At 55.9% G+C, this 20,769-nt stretch carries 12 protein-coding genes; 10 read left to right on the top strand and 2 right to left on the bottom strand.

Annotated features, from left to right (window positions below; genetic code table 11):
• Positions 1 to 3: 3 nt before the first annotated feature.
• The 10 genes from TREBR_RS10105 to TREBR_RS10060 all read left to right on the top strand — a co-directional run bounded on the left by TREBR_RS10105 (position 4) and on the right by TREBR_RS10060 (position 18,813).
• A complete protein-coding gene (locus tag TREBR_RS10105; RefSeq protein ID WP_013759078.1) occupies positions 4 to 741 on the top strand; it encodes a hypothetical protein in 738 nt (245 codons plus the stop codon).
• A gap of 15 nt (positions 742 to 756) precedes the next feature.
• Complete coding sequence (locus tag TREBR_RS10100; RefSeq protein ID WP_013759077.1) at positions 757 to 5,238, top strand: 2-hydroxyacyl-CoA dehydratase; 4,482 nt, start codon at positions 757 to 759, stop codon at positions 5,236 to 5,238.
• 75 nt (positions 5,239 to 5,313) lie between these two features.
• A complete protein-coding gene (locus TREBR_RS10095; protein WP_013759076.1) occupies positions 5,314 to 6,693 on the top strand; it encodes a hypothetical protein in 1,380 nt (459 codons plus the stop codon).
• A 52-nt stretch (positions 6,694 to 6,745) separates the two neighbouring features.
• Positions 6,746 to 9,886 carry a tetratricopeptide repeat protein gene (locus TREBR_RS10090; protein WP_013759075.1) on the top strand — a complete coding sequence of 1,047 codons (3,141 nt, stop codon included), beginning with the start codon at positions 6,746 to 6,748 and terminating at the stop codon, positions 9,884 to 9,886.
• A gap of 489 nt (positions 9,887 to 10,375) precedes the next feature.
• Positions 10,376 to 12,061: a hypothetical protein gene (locus TREBR_RS10085; protein WP_013759074.1), complete on the top strand. Its 1,686-nt coding sequence runs from the start codon at positions 10,376 to 10,378 to the stop codon at positions 12,059 to 12,061.
• A 17-nt stretch (positions 12,062 to 12,078) separates the two neighbouring features.
• Complete coding sequence (locus TREBR_RS10080; RefSeq protein WP_013759073.1) at positions 12,079 to 12,702, top strand: MotA/TolQ/ExbB proton channel family protein; 624 nt, start codon at positions 12,079 to 12,081, stop codon at positions 12,700 to 12,702.
• 1 nt (position 12,703) lies between these two features.
• Positions 12,704 to 13,117 (top strand): ExbD/TolR family protein, encoded by a 414-nt coding sequence (locus TREBR_RS10075; RefSeq protein WP_013759072.1) that lies wholly within the window; start codon positions 12,704 to 12,706, stop codon positions 13,115 to 13,117.
• Positions 13,118 to 13,120: 3 nt separating this feature from the next.
• Positions 13,121 to 14,242: a hypothetical protein gene (locus tag TREBR_RS10070; RefSeq protein WP_013759071.1), complete on the top strand. Its 1,122-nt coding sequence runs from the start codon at positions 13,121 to 13,123 to the stop codon at positions 14,240 to 14,242.
• Positions 14,239 to 14,910: an HAD family hydrolase gene (locus TREBR_RS10065; RefSeq protein WP_013759070.1), complete on the top strand. Its 672-nt coding sequence runs from the start codon at positions 14,239 to 14,241 to the stop codon at positions 14,908 to 14,910. The genes TREBR_RS10070 and TREBR_RS10065 overlap by 4 nt, the downstream gene beginning before the upstream one ends.
• Positions 14,911 to 14,961: 51 nt before the next feature.
• Entirely contained in the window at positions 14,962 to 18,813 is a 3,852-nt protein-coding gene (locus tag TREBR_RS10060; protein ID WP_013759069.1) for a SpiroCoCo family coiled-coil protein, read from the top strand.
• Between the two features lie 78 nt (positions 18,814 to 18,891).
• Here the strand turns inward: TREBR_RS10060 and ispF are convergent, their stop codons facing one another.
• Both ispF and TREBR_RS10050 read right to left on the bottom strand, forming a co-directional pair.
• Positions 18,892 to 20,130 (bottom strand): 2-C-methyl-D-erythritol 2,4-cyclodiphosphate synthase, encoded by a 1,239-nt coding sequence (gene ispF / locus TREBR_RS10055; RefSeq protein ID WP_013759068.1) that lies wholly within the window; start codon positions 20,128 to 20,130, stop codon positions 18,892 to 18,894.
• A complete protein-coding gene (locus TREBR_RS10050; RefSeq protein WP_041610414.1) occupies positions 20,114 to 20,749 on the bottom strand; it encodes a CarD family transcriptional regulator in 636 nt (211 codons plus the stop codon). The genes ispF and TREBR_RS10050 overlap by 17 nt, the downstream gene beginning before the upstream one ends.
• Positions 20,750 to 20,769 lie beyond the last annotated feature (20 nt).

The raw sequence follows: 20,769 nt of genomic DNA, 5'->3' as shown, positions 1-20,769 counted from the left end.
GATATGAACTTGATGAAAAAATTGCGGTATACCGCCGCCGTATTGTTATTGATAACGCCTGCGGTTCTTTTTTCACAGGCATGGCGGGTCGTTTCCGCCGAAACGGCAAAAACGGTGCTCGCCGACGGCTCTGGCCGAACGTGCGACGTTTTTTCCGATGCGGAACTTTCCGGCGATTCGGTCGAGTTGATCGGCAATTGTCTGTCCGCAATATGGGCGCTTCCGGGACTGACCGGAACGGAAGCGAAAGTAAAATCCGATGCGGCGGGATTTCTTCATTTTATCATTTATCCCGAATCGCTGTCTTATAAAAACGTTGAGCTGCGCGATCTGCTGCCTTCGGGACTTTCGTTCAAATACGACACGACCCTTTTTTACGATGTTACGATGAAAGTCGGAAACCTCGCGCCGCGCGTTGCCGGAACGTACGTGTCGCCCGAAAACTTTTTGGAACAGCTGTACGCGGCTTCCGTAATGCCGGAGTTATATCTGTACGACAGCAATCTGCTTGACCGAGTGGCGCGTTTGGAACAGACGCTTATGGCGATATCCAAAAAAGGGCTTTTTTCAAAACCCGCGCAGGTCGATTCCGATATTGTCCTTGCCGTGCGGAATCTGTATAATCAGAATCCTGAAATTTCAGTAAAAGAGGCAACGTCGTTGTTAAAACAGCAGGGAATCGCCGCGTCTGCTGCCGATATTCAGGCTGTTTTTATGGTATATTTGGGAAAGTTTGAATAGTAGTAAGGTTGGCACATGGATATTATTACGACGAACGGCACGGGTCCTCTTAAGCCCGTCTCCGTTCCTATCAGAATCGGCATAGACGTCGGTTCTACGACAGTGAAGATTGTTATACTCGACGATACAGATTGCATTTTGTACAGCGATTATCAGCGGCATTTGGCCGACATCCGCAGTACCATTATTTCCGTAGTCCGCCGCGCGCTCGACGAACTCGAATCGCGTACTCCCGCGGGAATCGACCAGCCGCTCAGCATAAAAGTGACCGGTTCCGGCGGATTTTCCGTCGCGCAGTGGCTGTCCATTCCGTTCATCCAGGAAGTGGTCGCTTCGACGACTGCGGTGCAGAAACTGATTCCGCAGACTGACGTCGCGATTGAACTCGGCGGTGAAGACGCCAAAATCACGTATTTTACCGGCGGCGTGGAACAGCGTATGAACGGAACGTGTGCCGGCGGTACCGGCGCGTTTATCGATCAGATGGCGGCGCTGCTTGAAACGGATGCACCCGGATTGAACGAACTGGCGAAAGGCGCCACGACGATCTATCCGATTGCGGCGCGCTGCGGCGTGTTCGCAAAAACGGACGTGCAGCCGCTGATCAACGAAGGCGCGCGGCGCGAAGATATCGCGGCGAGCATTTTTCAGGCCGTCGTCAGCCAGACGATTTCAGGGCTTGCCTGCGGAAAACCGATTCGCGGCCACGTCGCGTTTTTGGGCGGACCGCTGCATTTTCTTGACCAGCTGCGCCGCCGTTTTATCCTGACGCTGAATTTGAGCGACGAATGCAGTATCGTTCCCGAAAACTCGCAGCTGTTCGTTGCTGCCGGCGCGGCGTTTTCCGCCGAACGGTCGCTCGACTGCGTGCACGCTCCCGACGATAAAATCCGGTTCCCGAAACTCGGCGATTTCCGCGACAGTCTGCAGAATCTGGTGGGCGCGGAAATGAACGAAGTGCAGCGGCTGGAACCGCTGTTCAAGGACGAAGCGGAACTGGACGAATTTTACCGGCGCCATGCGTCTGAAATGGCCGTTTCCGGAGATCTTTCACTGGCGTCGGGGCCCGTGTTTCTCGGGCTCGACGCGGGTTCTACGACGACGAAGGCCGTTTTGATAGATAAAAAAGGCCGGATCTTGTGGCGGTTTTACGACGTGAACGCCGGAAATCCGGTCGATCTCGCCGTAAAAGTGCTGAAAGATTTGTACCGGCAGCTGCCGGCGAACGTGCATATCGCCCGATCGGTGTCCACCGGATACGGTGAAGCGCTTTTCCAGGCTGCACTCGGCGTAGACGCGGGCGAGGTCGAAACGATCACCCATTACCGCGCCGCCGATTTTTTCGTTCCCGGCGTGGAGTTTCTGCTCGACATCGGCGGGCAGGATATGAAATGTCTGCGCATGAAAGACGGCGCGATTACGTCTATCCAGCTCAACGAGGCGTGTTCTTCCGGCTGCGGAAGCTTTTTGGACAATTTTGCGCGATCGCTCGGAATGGACGTACGCGAATTCAGCAAAAAAGCGCTCATGGCCGAGCGTCCGGTCGATCTGGGCAGCCGCTGCACCGTTTTCATGAACAGCCGCGTCAAGCAGGCGCAAAAAGAAGGCGCGACCGTCGCCGATATTTCGGCAGGTCTGTCTTATTCGGTGATCAAAAACGCGTTGTTTAAAGTTATCAAGCTGCGCAAAGCCTCCGAAATCGGCTCGAAAGTCGTAGTGCAGGGCGGTACGTTCAACAACGACGCCGTTCTGCGCGCGTTTGAAAAAATATCGGGAGTGAACGTGTTCCGGCCCGACGTTGCGGGACTTATGGGTGCGTACGGGGCGGCGCTGATTGCGCTCGACCAATGGACCGATTTGACCATGCCCGGTCCCGGCGATGATGCGGAAACGTTCGTGCCGCCGCAGATCCGTTCTGGCATCGCGACGCTCGAACAGCTCGAATCTTTTAAAGTCGAACTTGAGCTGAAACGCTGCGGCAAATGCTCGAACAATTGTCTGCTTACCATCAACACGTTTTCCGCCGGAAAGGACGACGGAGAAAACGGCAATCTGCGGACGCGCCGCTTCGTTACCGGCAACCGCTGCGAACGCGGCGCGGAACTGGGCGACGAAGTCAAAATCGTCGACGCAAGCAACGCGCGCAACACGGATTCCGGCAGCGATTCCGACGGCGGGCCTGTTCCGAATCTGTTCGATTGGAAGTACAAACGGCTGTTCCGGCATTACACGCCGCTCAAGGCCGAAGCCGCGCCGCGCGGAGATGTCGGCATTCCGCGCGTGCTCAATATGTATGAAAATTATCCGCTGTGGTTTACGTTTTTTACCGAATTGGGCTTCCGCGTGCGGCTTTCTCCCCGGTCGACTCATTCCGTGTACGAAATGGGACTTGAAACCATTCCGTCCGAATCGGTTTGCTATCCGGGCAAGATCGCGCACGGCCACGTAATGGCGCTTTTGAAAGACGGCGTCAAATTCATCTTTTATCCGTGCGCTCCGTATGAAATTCAGGAAGACAGCGGTGCGGGCAATCATTACAACTGCCCGATCGTTACCAGTTATCCCGAAGTGCTGCGCAACAACGTGGACGAACTGCGCCGCGACGATTCGGTGCTTTTCATGAACCCGTTTCTGCCGATATACGACAAACCGCGCCTTGCCGAACGGTTGTTTGAAGAGTTGGGCACCGCGTTCGGCATTGCCAAAGACGAAATCGTGCGCGCCGTAGACGCCGCCTGGAAAGAGCAGGATCGGTTCCGCGCCGATATAAAACAGGCCGGAGAAGACGCGCTCGAACGCATAATCCGCTGCGGCGTAAACGGCATCGTGCTCGCGGGTCGCCCGTATCATCTGGATCCGGAAATAAATCACGGTATTCCCGAATTGATTGCGGGACTCGGCCTGGCCGTGTTTACCGAAGATTCGGTGGCTCATTTGGGTACGGTGGAACGGCCGCTGCGCATCGTGGATCAGTGGACGTATCACAACCGTCTGTACCGCGCTTCGTCTTTCGTGTCGGAAATGCCGAATCTCGAACTGGTGCAGCTTACCAGTTTCGGCTGCGGACTGGACGCGGTTACCGCCGATCAGGTCGACGAAATCCTGCGCGCTCGCGGCCGCATGTACACGCTGATTAAAATAGACGAAGGTTCAAACTTGGGCGCCGTGCGCATCCGTATCCGCAGTCTGATTGCGGCGGTACGCGAACGGGAACGCAACCGGAGAAAACCCGCGGTCGTTTCCGCGGCGTACAAACGGCAGGTTTTTACCAAGGAAATGAAGAAAAAGCATACGATTCTTGCGCCGCAGATGTCGCCGATTCATTTTAAATTGATTCAGAAAGCTTTTGAATATTCGGGCTTCAATTTCGTCATTCTGCCCGAGGTCGACACGCTCGCCGTTGAAACCGGTCTGCAGTACGTAAACAACGACGCCTGCTATCCGTCCATTCTGGTTGCCGGTCAGATGATCGCGGCGCTCAAATCGGGTAAATACGATTTGGACCGCGTGAGCCTGCTGATTACGCAGACCGGCGGCGGATGCCGCGCTACCAACTATATCGGTTTTATCCGCCGTGCGCTTGCCGACGCGGGATGGGCGCATATTCCGGTTATTTCGCTGAGCGCGCTCGGCTTGGAGTCGAATCCCGGCTTTAAAATTACGCCGGCGCTCCTGCATCGCGCGATGATGGCGCTGATGACCGGCGACGTGCTGATGCGCGTTCTGTACCGCGTGCGCCCGTACGAGGCTGTTCCCGGTTCCGCGAACGCGCTGTACGAAAAATGGAACGGTCGTGCTCAAGTGCAGCTGCAGTCGCTCTCCGTTCGCAAATACCGTGCGCTCATCAGGGGAATCGTGCGGGAATTCGACGAACTGCCGATTCTGCCGGTCAAAAAACCGCGCGTGGGCGTCGTCGGAGAAATTCTGGTCAAATTCCACCCGACGGCAAACAACGATATTTTCAGTACGATCGAGCGGGAAGGTGCCGAATGCGTGGTGCCGGATTTGGCCGATTTTCTGTTCTATACGTTTTCAAACGGTATTTTCCGCCACAAGGAGCTCGCGTTTCCCAAGAAAACCGAACGGAACGCGCGGCTTTTGGTGTGGTTTCTGGAACTGTATCGCCGGTACATCAAAAAAGAACTCGGGGCGAGCAGACGCTTCGATCCGCCGTCTTCCATTTACGATTTGATGAAAGGCGTCGACGATATCGTACAGCTCGGCAATATCACCGGGGAAGGCTGGTTTCTGACTGCGGAAATGGTTGAACTGATAGAAGAAGGCGTGCCCAGCATCGCGTGCGTGCAGCCGTTCGCGTGTCTGCCGAATCACGTTACGGGAAAGGGCATGATAAAAGAATTGCGTGCGCGGTTCCCCGGTGCGAATATTGCCGCTATCGATTACGATCCGGGCGCGAGTGAAGTCAATCAGCTTAACCGGCTGAAACTGCTTTTGTCAAACGCGCCGGTCGGCAGAAATCCCGACGAAGCGCGGTAAACGCAGCCGCCGAGCGCCGTCCGTTTCTCTTCGGAACGTGCGGCGCGCCCGGTTTGTTTTACGGACGGAGGTCGTATGTATAGACGTGTGTCGCTGTGTGTCGTAACAGCGCTCCTTTTAGGTTCGGCGGTTCCCTGCGCCGCGCTGTACAACCGGTTGGGGATTCCCGATTCGTCGGAAATCAGGCGAACCGTCCGCAGCGAATGGTGCGACGCACCCGTTTCGCAGGTGCGGGAAAAAAGCCCCGTGCTGGTACCCAACGACGTCGGTACCGTTTTTCAGGTCAGAACCGAAGAAACCGAAACCGAACAGTTCGTTATCGTCGCGCCGCAGCGGAAACTTGCGGTCGACGTGTATACCGAAAAAGGCGTGCACGCTTCGTCTATCGACATATATCCGGCCGACGCTCCCGGCAGCTGGGTGCTTATCCGCAGCCGTAAAACGGGTGAGCCGCTGCGCGTCAGGTTTTACTTTGCGGCTGATTCCGGCGTGTACGTCCAGTTCCGCCCGTTCGCGCACAAAGTGGTCGCGGATTTCGTCGTGTTCGGCGCGTACGCTGCGCGCGGTGTTCCGGTGGGAATTCCGTTCGAGCAATTATATTCGGCTTCGTTTATGGAAATTTACACGCTGACGGAAAAAACGCTGCCGTGGTCGTATGCGGACATCGTTCCCGGTTTGTATCATCCGGTTTTGCAGATGATCGCCGTTATCCGTGAAAATTTGGAACGAATCGCACCTGCCGACGACGCCGCGTACGATGAAAACGGCGAACCCGTGTTCATTTCTTCCGGAAAAACGCGTACCGTGCCCGCTTCCGAAACCGAAGCCGGAAAACTTTCCGTTTCGTCGGCAGGATTTTTAAAATGGATCGTGGACGGTCTGGTCGTTCCGCTCGCAGGCAGTTATACGAAAATCGAGCCGCTGAAAACCGCTACCGTCGAATACCGCAGCGGCAGTTTGTCCGACGTGCTTTCTTCCGAATATAATTTATCGTTTTCACTCGACTGGACGCGGAATCTCGCGGCGGCGGCGCTTTCCGTGTATACCGGCAAGACGTACTATTTCGATTCGTCCGGTGCAGACGTGATTTCGGAGCCGTTTTCGGCGGAAATCGGCGCGTCGGGGCCGGTGAATGCACTCGGATACGTTGCGGATACCGGCTACCGGATTGAAGCGCTCAAGCCGCTTTTATACGTATTCGCCGCGGAAGAACCGGGCCGCTTCTTTTTGGGAGCCGTGCTGCAGACGGACGCGGGGCGGGGCGAGCTGCCGGAAGTCCGGTTTTTTACCGAATGTGCGGCCATTTTTCCGTATTTTGACCGTAACGGTGCGTTCAGCGCCGCGGTGTTTGAAAACGGTGTCGAGATGACGCTCGATTCGTTTATCCGCAAATATCCTGAAACCTACGTCCATTTGGTTCGCGTCAATGCTTCGGAACGTTTCTTTCCGCAGTGATCCGTAACGAGCCGGATACTGTGCTGTTTTAATCGATATGGGAATGGAGTCTATGTGCCGAAATCGAAATACGTTTCTCCGGTTCGGATTGTGCGCGCTGCTGTTCAGCGCCGTGTTCGTTCCGTTTTTATCCGCAGTTCCGGCGGCGGCTCCCGCAGGCGAGTCGGAAGCGTACGCGGAACTGTACGCCGCTTATAGGGGATCGTTTTATCCCGGCGTCGTGCGCGCCGCGAAGGAATTTGAAACGCGGTATCCGCGGTCGATTCTGCTGCCGGAGGTTCGCGTTTATGCGGGGGAAAGTCTGTTCCGTTTAGGACGGATTTCAGAAGCCGAACCGATGCTCACGGAAGCTGCCGCCGTTTTTTCTGAAACGAATAAAAAAGATCGTTTTTTGAAAGGAACCGCGCTCTACTGGCTCGGCCGCGTTTCGTACAGCCGCAACGCGTTCGACCGGGCGGCGCAGGAGTTTTCCCGTTCCGCGGCGCTTTTGGCGCCGGAAGCGAAGGAGTCCGTGTACGCCGAGGATTCCCCGTTTTTTGCTTCTCTGCGGTACGGCGCGCGTTCCTGCCTGAAAACGGGAAACGCCGCGTATGCAGCTCAGGCCGTTCCCGTACTGGAATATTTATGGCGCGCTTCGCTTCCGTCCGGCGTTTTTTCCGAAACGACGGTGATGCTGTTCGCCGCTTACCGTGCGTGCGGATCGTACGACGCGCTGATTCGGGCATTCGGACAGCTTTCGCTGCAGAGCGTGAGCGCCGACGTATACGGGACGCTCGCCCTGCAGGCCGCGGAAGCGTTTACCGTTAAAAAAGATTTTTCAAACGCGTACTCCGTATACGCCGGCGTCGTCCGAACGGGCGTTCCGTCTCAGGCGGTTATCGCACTGCAGCGCGCGTGGGAACTGCCGCTGAGTGCCGACGGATCCGAACGCGCGGCGCTGCTGACGGATGCAGGCGTTCGTCTGCACGAGTATCCGCAGTTTTTGGCTGAATTCAGAACCCGGCTCGGAACCGACGGATTCGGACGGAAAAACTACCGGGATGCGGAAGCCGATTTTACGCTTTCAAAACAGTATCTTGAAGCCGTTTCGCCGTCGCCGGATATCCGTTTCCTCCAGACGGTCAACGCCCTGTATCTTACGGAAATCCGTTTCAGAACGGCGGCAGGCGTTTCCGAAGCGGCCCGCTCGGAAAGCAAACGTAACGGAGCGGTCTTGTCTGAAGCCGCCTTGTCTGAAGCCGCTGCTGCCGCTTACGCGGAGTTGTCCGCGTTTACGGCGTCGCTTGAAGCCGATTCCGGTGTGTCGGCGGATCCGATGATTTCGGCGCAGCTGTGCCGGTATGCGTGCCTCTCCGGAAACTGGAAAGCGGCTCGCGCTCACGGTTCCGCGGTTCTCTCCAGTGCGGAACAATCTTTGAACGATCCGCTTCGCACCGACACCGCGTACTGGTACGCGCTCGCCGAAATGCAAAGCGGAAACGGCGCCGAAGCGGTGCGGCTGCTTGAAACGTATGCGTTCGCGGCCAACCCCGCTGCCGAAACTATTGTCGCCGAAAACAATGCTGCCGAAAACATTGTCGCCGAAGCCTCGTATCGGCTGTACGCGAACGCGCTTTTTTCAAGCGGTCAGACCGACCGCGCGTTCACCGTGTATGAAAAACTTTCCGCAGCGGATTTGCTGGGCGGGGCGGGCACGCTCGATTACGCGAAGGCCGCGCTGCGTGCCGGAATGAACGCGCGTGCGTACGAACTCGCGGCCGGAGTTTCGGATGACGCGGAAGCGCCGTATATCGCGGCGCTCGCTTCGATTAACCGCCGGGACTGGCAGACCGCGGACACGCTTTTTTCCGTATATTTGGCGGAAGCGTCCGATCCGCTGCCGTACGCGCTGTTTTATCAAGGATACGCCCGGTATCTGCTGGGCCGCGCCGAGCAGGCGTACGCGTCGCTGACGGCTTTTTCGGCATGGAATCCGTCCCACGCGCTCAGTCTGACGGCAGATCGGATCGCCGCCGTGTGCGCGGTACAGATGCATCAGCACGTCGGTGCGTCTGATACGGCCTGGATCGGAAAAGCGGTCGGACTTGCCGAATCTATCGTAAAACGCTCCGAGGCCGGCGCGGAGCGGGAATCGGCCGTACTGTTCGCGGCCGGTGTGTACGACGACGCCGGTGCGTACGAAGCGGCGCTCGATTTGATGAAACCGTATCTCTCCCGGCAAAGCCCGTTCGGTATGAATTGCCGGTACCGGAGCGCGCTGCTTTTGGTGAAACGGAAGCAATACGACGAGGCGGACGCGCTGTTCGCCGATGTGGAACGGTCGTTTCCGACCGAATCGCTTGCCGAAGATGCTTCGTATCGCCGCGGCGAATCGTATTATACGGCCGAAGCGTATGAAACGGCTGCCGGCAGGTTTGCATCGTACCGGCGAACGTATCCGCGCGGAAAATACGCCGACGCCGCATCCTATTTCGGAGCGGACTGTTTTGCCCGTATCGGACAGCCCGATCAGGCGATACTGCTGTACGAATCGCTGCTTTCTTCTTTTCCGGCGAGCACGTTCGCATACGGTTCGCTGTCCGCGCTGATTCCGCTGTATCGGGAAAAAGGAGAGTACGCGGCGGCTCTGCGTTGTGCCCGAGCGGTTTTGCAGCGTTACGGGGATCAGGTGGAAAAATCGGAACTGTCCCGGCACATTGCGGAACTTGAACTGCTCGTTTCGGGCGCGGCGGAACGGACGGCGGTAAAACTGGTCGAGTTTGAAGCGGCCGGAAAAACGTCCACCGCGGCGGGCCGGAAAGCCGGAGTTGAACTCGGCGAATTGTATCTCGCTGCCCCTGCAACGGCGCCGGATGGTGCGGCACTGCTTGAAAAGATTTATACTGCGGTAAAGAAGCCTTCGTCGGGAGCCGATTCGTTCGCGGAACGGGACATCGCCGCGCGCTGCGCGTATCTGCTCGGTACGTGGAATCGGGCCGGCGGAAACTACGCGGAGGCGGCGCAGTATTTTCTGTCAGCTGCGGAGTATTACACGCTGCTGGACGGCGAGCTTTCCGCCCGATCTTTGTACGGTGCGGCGGAATCGTTCGACAGCGCGCGCCGTTATGCGGATGCGCGCCGCACGGTGGAAGTTTTACGTGAGACGTTTCCCGACTCCGTGTGGGCGGCGCGGGCAGCCGCGTTCGGAAACTGACGTTTCCTCGATAACTTTTTATAGGAGTGGCTGAAAGGAGCGGCATGAATGGCGCCGCCCCTTTCAGTGCGAGTTTTCAAGCAAACTCGCATATCAACTGCACGTCCGCCGCTTTGCTGCGGTCGTGCGTAAAAAGTCATTTCGGAAACTGACGTTTCCTCAATAACTTTTTATAGGAGTGACTGAAAGGAGCGGCATGAATGGCGCCGCCCCTTTCAGTGCGAGTTTTCAAGCAAACTCGCATATCAACTGCACGTCCGCCGCTTTGCTGCGGCCGTGCGTAAAAAGTCATTTCGGAAACTGACGTTTCCTCGATAACTTTTTATAGGAGTGGCTGAAAGGAGCGGCATGAGTGGCGCCGCCCCTTTCAGTGCGAGTTTTCAAGCAAACTCGCATATCAACTGCACGTCCGCCGCTTTGCTGCGGCCGTGCGTAAAAAGTCATTTCGGAAACTGACGTTTCCTCGATAACTTTTTATAGGAGTGACTGATGAAAAAATCTGCCGGACGGCGCGCGTACGGCGCAGCCGCAGCTTTCGTTTTTTTATGCGCACTGACGCCGACCGCTGCTCAGCAATCGGGTGCCGCGGCCGATACGGTCGTGCTTCCTGAAGTAACGACCGTTATTTCAGGCGGCGCGTTGAGCGCGGATCCGGGTTCCGTTCCCGACTTTTCCGCAGCATTGCCGGCCGACGCTGCTCAGACCGGCGTGTTTCCCGTTTTGCCGGCCGCCGCCGTTTCGGTTCCCGAAGCCGACTCCGGCAGCGGTTCCGTTTCCGGCAGCGATGCCGAACGGGACGTATATATGGAAGGTTTTGTCGGATTCGGAATGCCGGCGTTTTTTACCGGAGATTTTTCGGTATATCGTGCCGATTCCGAACATCCGTTCGAGATCCGTTTTATGCATGAATCCATGGACGGTTATGCGTTCAAATCACCCGGAGACGGATTTTCGGATACGGCGACGCTGCTTTCCAGTTCCAAAACGTTTTCAGCCGGGAGCGCCGTTTGGACTGCCGCCGGATCGTATCGGCTGACGTCGGCCGGGCTGCAAGGACAAAGCGATCTGTTCAGCGATATAACGCGGCAGACCGCTCTGGCTTCTGTTGAAGTCGGCGTCCCGTTCGCAAAGGGATTCCGATTCGACTCGTCCGTGCACGCCGAATGGTTTAACCGGTACGGCGGTTCCGCCGGATCCGCGGGGCAATCCGCCGAGAAAACCGCGGCGTCTTTCGTTTCGGCACGGCCGGAAATTGCCGCCCGGTGGGAGGGCGATTCGATACGCGCGGCTGTAAGCGGAAATTGGGATTTTGCCCTTTACGCGGGCAGCGGCGTTCGTCCGGTAAACCGCGGAGAACTGACGCTTTCCGGAATCTGGGCGGGACCTTCGCTTTCCGTATGGGCGAACGCCGGCGTCGTCGGTATTCCCGGCGGCAGCGGCGCGGACGGAACATCGCTCGTGGCACCGTTTTCCGCGGGTGTGTCCGCCGAATTCGGCGTGCCGTTTTCCGAATTGCCGGCATCCGTGCGGGTGCACGGCGGACTCGATTCGCGCGCAATCGATTTTACCGGACTCGAAGCGGTCGCTCCTTTTACGTGTTTTGCGCCGGAACTGCTGTCGCTGAATCGCGAACAAACGGACTGGTTTGCGTCCGCTGCCGCTTCGGTTCCCGCCGGATCCGTTTTTTTGCTTGAAGGTTCCGCTGAATTCAGAAAAACGGCGTTCGGCAACGGCATGATAGAAAGCCGCTACGATTCGCCGCGGTATCTGAATTCCGGACTGTTTTCCGCAGCTGCCGCGGATCGGACTGCATTGGCAACGGTACTGAACGTTTCTGCCGGAACGGGGCCCGTGCTAATTTCCGCCGCGTGGAACGCCGAATGGCTTGACGTTCCTGCCGGAACGGACGCACACGCGATTGAAGCTGCCGCCGGATACACGAGCGGCAGCGGTGCCTGGACTGCGCACGTTTCCGTCTCCGAAGCTCTTTCGGCCGGGGCCGATTTTGTACCCGACGTCGGGATACGCGCGTCGTATCAGGTAACCGATGCGGTACGTCTTGTGTTTAAAGTAACTGATGCGGTAAAATTGTGTACCGGCAAAACGCGCGTATACGAAGCGCCGTTCGTCAGCCGCAGCGGCACCGCGTCGTTTGCCGTACGGTTTTTCTTTTAATGCCGACAGGAGGTTTTATGTTTGACATATTGCGCAGCGGCGGATTGCTGATGATCCCGATCGGATTATGCGCGGTTTCGGCTACGTTTATCATTTTTGAACGGTTGTATTATTTTTTCTCGATTAAAAAGCGGGATACGCCGCTTGTGTCGGAGGTTTCGCGTCTGATCGCCGCACATCGATACGAAGACGCCGTCTCGTATTGCGTCAATGCGGATACGCCCGCCGCCCGCGTGGTCAAAAAAGCCGTCGAATGCCGGACGTGGCCCGAAGATCATATCAGGGAAGCGGTGTCCGTTGAAACCGACACCGTTATTCCCGAACTCGAACATTTTTTGACGCCGCTGGGAACTATTGCGAATATTTCGACGTTACTGGGACTTTTAGGCACCGTAACGGGAAATATTCAGGCGTTCGGTCTTTTGGGCGCGGGCGGCTCGATGGGTGATCCGGCGAGTCTGGCCGGTGCAATCGCCGAAGCGCTGGTAACCACCGCGGCGGGGTTGGTCGTTTCGATTCCGTCCGTTATTTTCCATAACTATTTCATTTCACGGGTGAACCGGCGTATTACCGATATAGAAGCCGCTTCCACCGGCGTTATCCTGCAGCTGTGCGGACGGACGTTCCCCAAGGAGCCGTAATATGAAAAGCAGCCGCGGCCGCAGCCGCGTCAGAACGTCGCAGATAGATCTCATTCCGATGATAGACGTCGTGTTTCAGCTCATATTGTTTTTTCTGGTATCCACGACGTTCGCCGTGCTGCCGGGAATCAGCGTGAACCTGCCGCAGTCGTCCACCGCGAAAGGCGGCGAAACGGGTGGAATTACCATCACGGCTGAAGCCGGCGGCGCCTTGTGGTTCAACGAAACCGCCGTGACGGCGGCGGAGCTCGACGCCGTGCTCGCCTCGTTCGATACGGCGGGTACCGAACGAGCTTCGTATCCGATCCAGCTTGAAGCCGACGACGCGGTTACGAACGGCACGATCGTAAAACTCTTCGATATCCTGCGGAAAAACGGTTTTTCCGCAGTCAATCTGCGGACGACTCAAAGGTAGCGTATGACAGCCGGTTTTCTCCTTGAATCACGAAAAATGGGTTTTATCGGTACCGTGATAGTGTGGTTCATTTTCGTGATGTGTGCGGTTCTTATTCATCCGGCACCGCGAACCGAGCCCGAATATGAAACGGTGCGGATCACGCTTGCACCGCTTCCGGCTGCACCTTCGCTTCCGGCTGAAACGTCTCTGCCTGAGACGCCGCCGGCGAAGACGGAACGCCCTGCCGCTGCGGAAACGGCGGCTTCTGCAACGTCTCCCGCCGCCGTGCAGTCCGTATCCGAATCTGCCGCCGCGCGGACAGAACCTGCGGCTCGGCCTTCTTCTCCTACGACTCAATCCGCTGCAACTTCCTCTGCCGCATCCGCCTCCGCAGTACAGCCTGCGCGGCAGGAATTGGTAAAGAGCGTCGAAGAGCTTATGGCCGAATCTGCCGCCGCCCGTCCGAAGACGACGGCGGATGCGGTGAACTGGGATGAATTGTTTGCGGACGGCGCCTCGGTTTCCGAAGTTTCCGGCGGCGGAACGGCAGCCGTTAACACCGCGCAAACTGCGCGAATCGATCCGCTTTCAGGCCGCGCCGCGGAGGCCGGCCGGGATCAGGGCGCCGCGGTTCAGAATACCGCCGATTCGCGCCGGCGCGAGGATTCCTCCGTTTCCGAGGGGACGCAAAACGCGCTGGAGCGTATCGTTACCGCTTCCCGGTACGGTTCGCGCTCGGCGTCGGGTGCGGTCGATTACGCGGTTACCGCCGACACGGCCTCCGAAGCCGCCGCCGGCAGCGGTACCTCCGCCGGGAACGGTTCCGGTGCGGAAAGCGGCAGCGGCCGGATACGGATCGCGCTTACGGACGGTTCCCTGCGTACGCTTTTGGAACCCGAAAAACCGGTCATTACGATTTCCGCCGCCAACGAACGGTATATCGACGCGTCGCGTGAAGTTTCCATCAGTTTTTCCATTCAGCCGTCGGGCGCGGTGAGCCCCGGTTCCATCCGCATCACGCCGTCTTCGCTTCTGCATCAACTGGTGGAAGACGAAATTAAAGCACAAATCGCAAAATGGCGGTTTCAGGAAGCGGCAAGTTCTGGACAGGTTAGCTTTAAATATAATATAATAAAAAGATGAAAGATTCCATCAGGGCTGTTGCGTTTGACATCGACGGAACGCTGTATCCGAATTGGCAGTTATATTTCCGTATCATTCCGTACACGCTGAAACGGCTGCGTTTTTTTCTTACCTATAATTCCGTCAGAAAAATACTGCACCGTACAGCACCGCTGGCCGATTTTTACGAATATCAGGCGCGGCTGCTCGCGCTGAAAATGCATACGAGTCCCGAATCTGCAAAAACGATGATAGAAAAAAACGTGTATTGCGGTCTGGCTCCGTATTTTAAACGGATAAAACCGTTTGCACATATGAAAGAAACGATTGAAAAATTCCGCCGGGCGGGATATAAATTGGCGGTACTCTCCGATTTTCCGCCGGCGCAAAAAGGTTCCATTTGGGGTACGCTCGATATGTTCGACGTCGTGTGCGGTTCCGAAGAACTCGGTGCGCTCAAACCGTCCAAATATACGTTCGGCGTATTGGCGTCGAAACTCGGTGTCGCCGAAAACGAAATTTTGTACGTCGGAAACAGCGTTTCTGCCGACGTTCGCGGCGCTTCCGCAGCCGGAATGAAAACGGCGTATTTGATGCCTTTGTGGCGGATAATTTTAAATAAACCGTTGCAAGATGCGGATATTTCGTTCAAGAGCTATCGTCATTTACAAAAAATTGTGTTACAGTAAATATACTGAAATAAAAGTTGCATTTGCAGCGTATTTTTTGTGGTGGAAACAATGTTTAATATTTTCGGAACGATTTTTTCTATCGGCGTATCCGTCGCTCTGATATTGATGTTCAGATATTTGGACAGAAACGGCCGATCGCTTGAAAAAGTAAAAAAATATACTGATAAAATAAAGGGCGATCTCGACGCCCGTTTCGGCGAACAGCTGCAAAAACTGAACGCCGCCGCGGTCGATATCGACGTCCGGCAAAGTCAGGCGATCGCGACGGTCAAACGGCTTGAAAAGCAAATAGAAGATTTTCAGCTGATCAGTGAAAACCTTTCCGGTCGTCTCGCTGCAATCGATGAAATAGATAAAAAACTGTCCTCGTACGATTCGCTGCTGCAGCAGGTAATGGAAATGACGGCGAATCTGGAAGAAAACATGCTGCGCGTCGGAAAAGAGTCGGACGCGGTCGGCAAATTGGAAAAGAAAGTACACGACTATATGAAAACCGCGGCTGCTTTGGAAGAAAAGATTCCGTCTCTGACGGCCGAATTTGCCGCGTCGAACGACGAACGGCTGAAGCAGATCGGAACCGATTTGCTGAGCCGTTTCAAAGTACAGGTAGCGGAACTGGAAGATTCCGTTCGGCAGGCCGTTTCCAAAAACGACGAATTGCTTGCTTCTATTGATACTCGCGTTCAAAACGCGCACGCAGAAGCCGTCAGAAAAGCCGAAAGTCTTGAAAACGACGCACTCAAAGGTTTTATGGATCGTTCCGCCGCCCGGTTTGCCGAATGCGGCATCGCGCTGAACGAAAAAACCGCCGGATTACAGGAAGAGATCGCCGCTGCGTCGGCGTCGCTTCGGGAAGAACTGGAATCGGTTTCTGCTCAGACCGAAAAGACGGCCGACCGCCTTGCCTCCGAATTGCAGGATGCCGAGGGCAAACTGGACGCGCTTGAGCTGTCCGTGCGTCAGCGCGTTTCCGAGTTGGAAAATACGTATCGGGATTCTTTTACGCAGGCCCGTGCCGAAGCTGAAACCGACGCGCGCCGGCTGCTGGACAGTTTTGAAATCGAATCCGCCAAAAACATGGAAGAAACCGAAAAATATCTCGACAGCCGTTTGTCGGGAATACAGTCGCTCGTCGACACGACGGTTTCTGCTCTTCAAACCTCGTTGGCTGAGGCAGACGCGCGCAGTCGTGAATTGACGGAAACCGGAAACGGTATGCAGCTCTCTTTGGACGGGTTGCAGAACGATCTTGCGCGGAAAACGGATGAACTTGCGCAGCGGATGACGGCACTGTTCGAGCAGGCGGCCTCCGATGCCGACGAATCCGCTCAGCAAATGGCGTCCCGTTATGCCGAACGCGCGGAATCCCGGCTTGAAGAACTGAAAAATTCACTGAACACTAAAATCGCCGCCGTGCAGGAATCGGCGGAAGCCTACCGCGCCGCCTCCGCGGAAGAAACGCAGAAAGCGCTTGCCGGAATGCAGGACGACGTTCGCCGCACCGCCGAGTCGGTCGGCGCCGTTATCGCAAAAATAGAAGACACCTGGCGGGTCGCCGACGAAGCCGCGCAGCAATCTGAACAGCGGCTTTCGGCAAAGAACGAAGAGACCGTCCGCCGGTTTGAAGATTTTGCCGCCGCCATGAAAGACAAGCTGGCGGAATTCGACGTATCCGTTGCCGATTCGATGAAGAAAATAGCCGGTTCGTACGACGCGCGCCAAACCGCGTTTTTGGCAAATCTGGATAAACAGCTTGAAGATTATAAAGAAGACATGCAGTACCGTTTCGAACGGCTCGATACGGCCGGCGCCGACGTGGATACGCTTGAAGCCGATTTACGTCAGGCGATGCTTGAAGCCCAAAAACGCGTTCTGAACGAATTCCAGACGTTCAACGGTGAACAGCAGCAGCGGCAGGCTGAATTTGAATTGGCCGTCCGCAAGAATTCCGACGACATCGCCCGGCAGATCAAGACGATTGAAGCCGATTTGGAAGAACTGAAGGCGCGCGCTTACGACAACGTTTCCGCAAAATTACAGGATTTTGAAACGGAATTCTTGGCTGATCTGGGAAAGCGCGGCGAAACGCTCACTTCCGATTTGGATCGCTGGAAAGATGATTTTGACGGCAAACTTTCGGTGATGCAGTCGGATTATGAAAACGAACGGCGTTCGCTTGAACTGAAATACGGAGAAGATCTGAAAGACCGTCTGTCCGTTCTCCATGAAAAAACGCGCGAACAGGTTTCCCGGTTTGAAGATTCCGCCAAACAGTCCGAGCGTGCGGTGCAGGAGCGGATCGCCGCCGTCGAGCGCGGTTTGCACGAGTTTGTGGATCAGTACCGCGACGGCTTGCAAAACGCGAAAGCCGCCGTCGATTTGCAGCTGAAAAAAGATCTTGAAGCGTACACGACGGCGGTAAACGAACAGCTTTCCCGTGCGGAAAAAGATATCAACGACCGGCTCGACGGATTGAACGGCACGGTTGCCGCCGCGCAGGATAAAAGCGGCGACGCGATCGACGGGCTGGTGTCGGAACTCGCTGCCTGGCAGGAGCGGCTGCGCGCCCAGTTTGACGAAAGCCGGACGCTGTTCGGCGGAAAATTGGACAGCTTGAAGCAGCAGTCGGCCGACATGATCGAGCAGGTAAAGCTGTCGTTTGAATCCGATATTGCCGATTACGGTGAAAAAATAGCCGAAGAACGTTCCGGCATTGCGCAAAAACTCGAATCGCTCAAAACCGAGACGAATCAGACGCTCGCCGATTGCGAAACCCGCGCCGCCGGCGTCATGGAAGATTTCCAGAAAACGTACGACGCGCTGCTTGAAGACACGCAGCGCCGTATCCGGGAGCAGAACAGCGACGCCGAACAGAAACTGCGGGCGCTTAAAACGCTCGTTCAGGAAATACGCGATAAAAACGAAGCCGCGCAGTCTCAGATGGTTTTGAAAATGCAGGCCGACGCCAATACGCTGAACATGTCGATGGACGATATCGACAAGCGTTTGAAGCAGTTTACCGCCCAACTTCCGCTTTTCGATAAGGCGGAAGATCTGAAATCGAAACTTGAAGAAGAAATCGCCGGGCTGCGCGCCGATATCGGCAATCTTGAAAATTTCAAAAAAGAAATTTCCGTCCTCGATCAGGAATTCCAGAGAATGCGCAAAATGGAAGACGAAGTTAATCAGAAACTGCTGAAATTTTCGAGCGAAAAAAAGCACATCGAAATGCTCGAGTCGGATTTCAACCGGCTCATGCAGCTTTCATCTTCCATGGATCAGAAAATTTCGGAACTTCAGACGACGAACGACGATTTGCAGAATCTGCAGATTGAAGTCCGGCGGTTTCAGGATACGCTTTCAAACATTTCGGTGCGGTACGATCGTCTTGAAAAGAAAAACGACGTGCTTGACCGGACGATACTCGACGTGGATAAAGCGTTCACCAATCTGGAACAGCTGGAAAAACGGCTTGAAGCGTGCAACGGTCAGGTCGTGCAGATACCCGAAAAAATCGACGGTGTGCGCCGCGACGTGGATCGGCTGGTAGACAACAGCGGGCGGATTTCCGATGCGGTTGAAAAACTCGACGCGTTGGACAACGTCATTTCCGAAACGGAAAAACATATCGGCGAAGTCATGAACGCGCGCGAAGGCATCGTAAACAGTGAAAAGCGACTGCAGGAAATTGCGAAAACGGCGGACGAACAGGTAAAACTGCTCGGCGCGCTGCTGCGCAAAGACACCGCGCGCGAATCGGGTGCCGCCGGAGCGCCGCCTATCAGCGTCCGCGAGCAGGTCATTCAGCTTGCCCATCAGAATTGGACGGTCAAGGAAATTGCGCGCGGCTTGAAGCTTACGGAAGCGGAAGTTGAATTGATTCTTGAAATGCCGCGATAGTGCAGCGGGGCGGCCGCGCTGCCTGTTTGCGGAAATCCCGCGGTTTGCGGGCGCGCCGTCTGTTTGCGAAAGGTCCGCTCAGACGCCGTTTATTTTGCACAGCAGACACGTAACCCACGCTTCTATTGCCTCGCCGGTCCCTATCGGCGGTAATTTTTCTCCCGTCTTTGCTTTTACGAATACGGAATCCGTATCCGTGCCCAATATGCCGGCTACGGAAGCGCGTATCGCAGTGCGGTACGGCAGGAGTTTCGGCTGTTCGAGCGCGACGACGCAATCCATGTTGCCCAGCCGCCAGCCCGCGCGTCGTACCGTATCCCACGCCGCCTTCAGCAGTCCGGCCGAATCGGCGTCTTTCCATTCGGGATCGGATGGCGGAAAAAGTTCGCCGATATCGCCGAGTCCCGCCGCACCGAGCAGTGCGTCCGTTATTGCGTGAAGTAACACGTCTCCGTCGGAATGACCCGCTTCTCCTTTTGAAAAGGGAACGACGACCCCGCCGATGATGAGTTTTCTTCCTTCCGTCAATCGGTGCAAATCGTAGCCGAGTCCGGTTCGTATCGTCGGGAACGGTTCTTTTTTGCAGGGGAGATCAGACGCGTACGTGATTTTCCTGTTTTCGGGCGAACCGGGAACGATGTACACGGGCGAAACGTATTTATCCCAGATTTCAGTATCATCCGTATAGACGCCGCCGTCCGCCGCGGCTTTTTCGTGTGCCGCCAACAGCTGCGCAAAGCGGAAACCCTGCGGCGTTTGCACGGCCGCGATGCGGGAGCGATCAAGGTGAGCGGTTATTTTACCGGTTCCGTCCGTTTCTTTTTGCGTGTCGACGGCGGGCACCGCGCAGACGGCGGCTCCGTGTTCAAGCACGCCGCGGTATACGCCGGTTACGATATCCGGCGTAACGAACGGCCGCGCTCCGTCGTGAATGAGCACGATATCCGGCGTTTCCGCGCCGGCAGCGAGTTTTTTCAATGCGTGAAATACCGATTCCTGCCGGCTCTCGCCGCCTTCGGTAAAAATCAATTCTGGTGTGTCGGGTTTTCGGCTGAATATATCGGTGATTCGGGGGGAAGCGAACAGCGCGTTCCGCATCCGTTCGGTCATCTCGATTCCGCCGCGGGGCGGTACCGTTACGAGTACGGTACGGACGGGCAATGCGCTCAAAAACGCTTCCGTTGCGGAAGAAATCACCGTCGCGTCCGTTCCCGGCAGCGGCAGCAGCTCTTTTTTTACCGTTCCGCCCATTCTGGCGGAAGAACCCGCCGCGGCGATGATAAGCGCGATACGCACGGCGTCATTCTTCGTCTTCACCGTCCGGCTCTTCGTCTTCTTCTTCCTCTATGATGTCTTCTTCATTGTCGTCGATGAATTCCTCATCGTCGTCATCGAAGTTATCCGCATTCGCCGAATGCTTGGAATCGCGCAGCAAACCGAGCGGTTCCAGTTTTGCAAGCAGCAGCGTCTCCACCTCTTTCGGTGTTTTTTCGAGCGCGAATGAAATTTCGTCTTCAAGCAGTTTTTTAGCCGAATCGTATAATTTGCGTTCAAGAATCGGCAGTTCCTTTACTTTGCTGCGGTGATACAAACAGCGGACAATAGTCGCGATATCGGAAACGCTTCCTTTTTTGAGCAAATCAAGGTTCATCTGATAGCGGAGTTTCCAATCCGACGTAACGGGTTCGACTTCCTCACCCATCATTTCGATGGCCTGCAGCGCTTCCTGCTGAGACACGATGGCGCGGATTCCCAATTCTTCAACGCGGTTGACCGGAACCATAACGGTCATATCGGAAACCTCGAGGTAAATCACGTAGTAGGGCAGCACGTTGTCTTTGAATTTTTTTTCAGTGATTTCGGTAATTTTCCCTACGCCTTGGGAGGGGTAGACGATTTTCTGATTCACTTCAAATGTCATTTTCGTATCACTCATAGTCATATAGTATACCATAA

The sequence above is a fragment of the Treponema brennaborense DSM 12168 genome (assembly GCF_000212415.1).
GTDB lineage: Bacteria > Spirochaetota > Spirochaetia > Treponematales > Treponemataceae > Treponema_F > Treponema_F brennaborense.
This window is presented reverse-complemented; position numbering and strand designations above follow the sequence as displayed.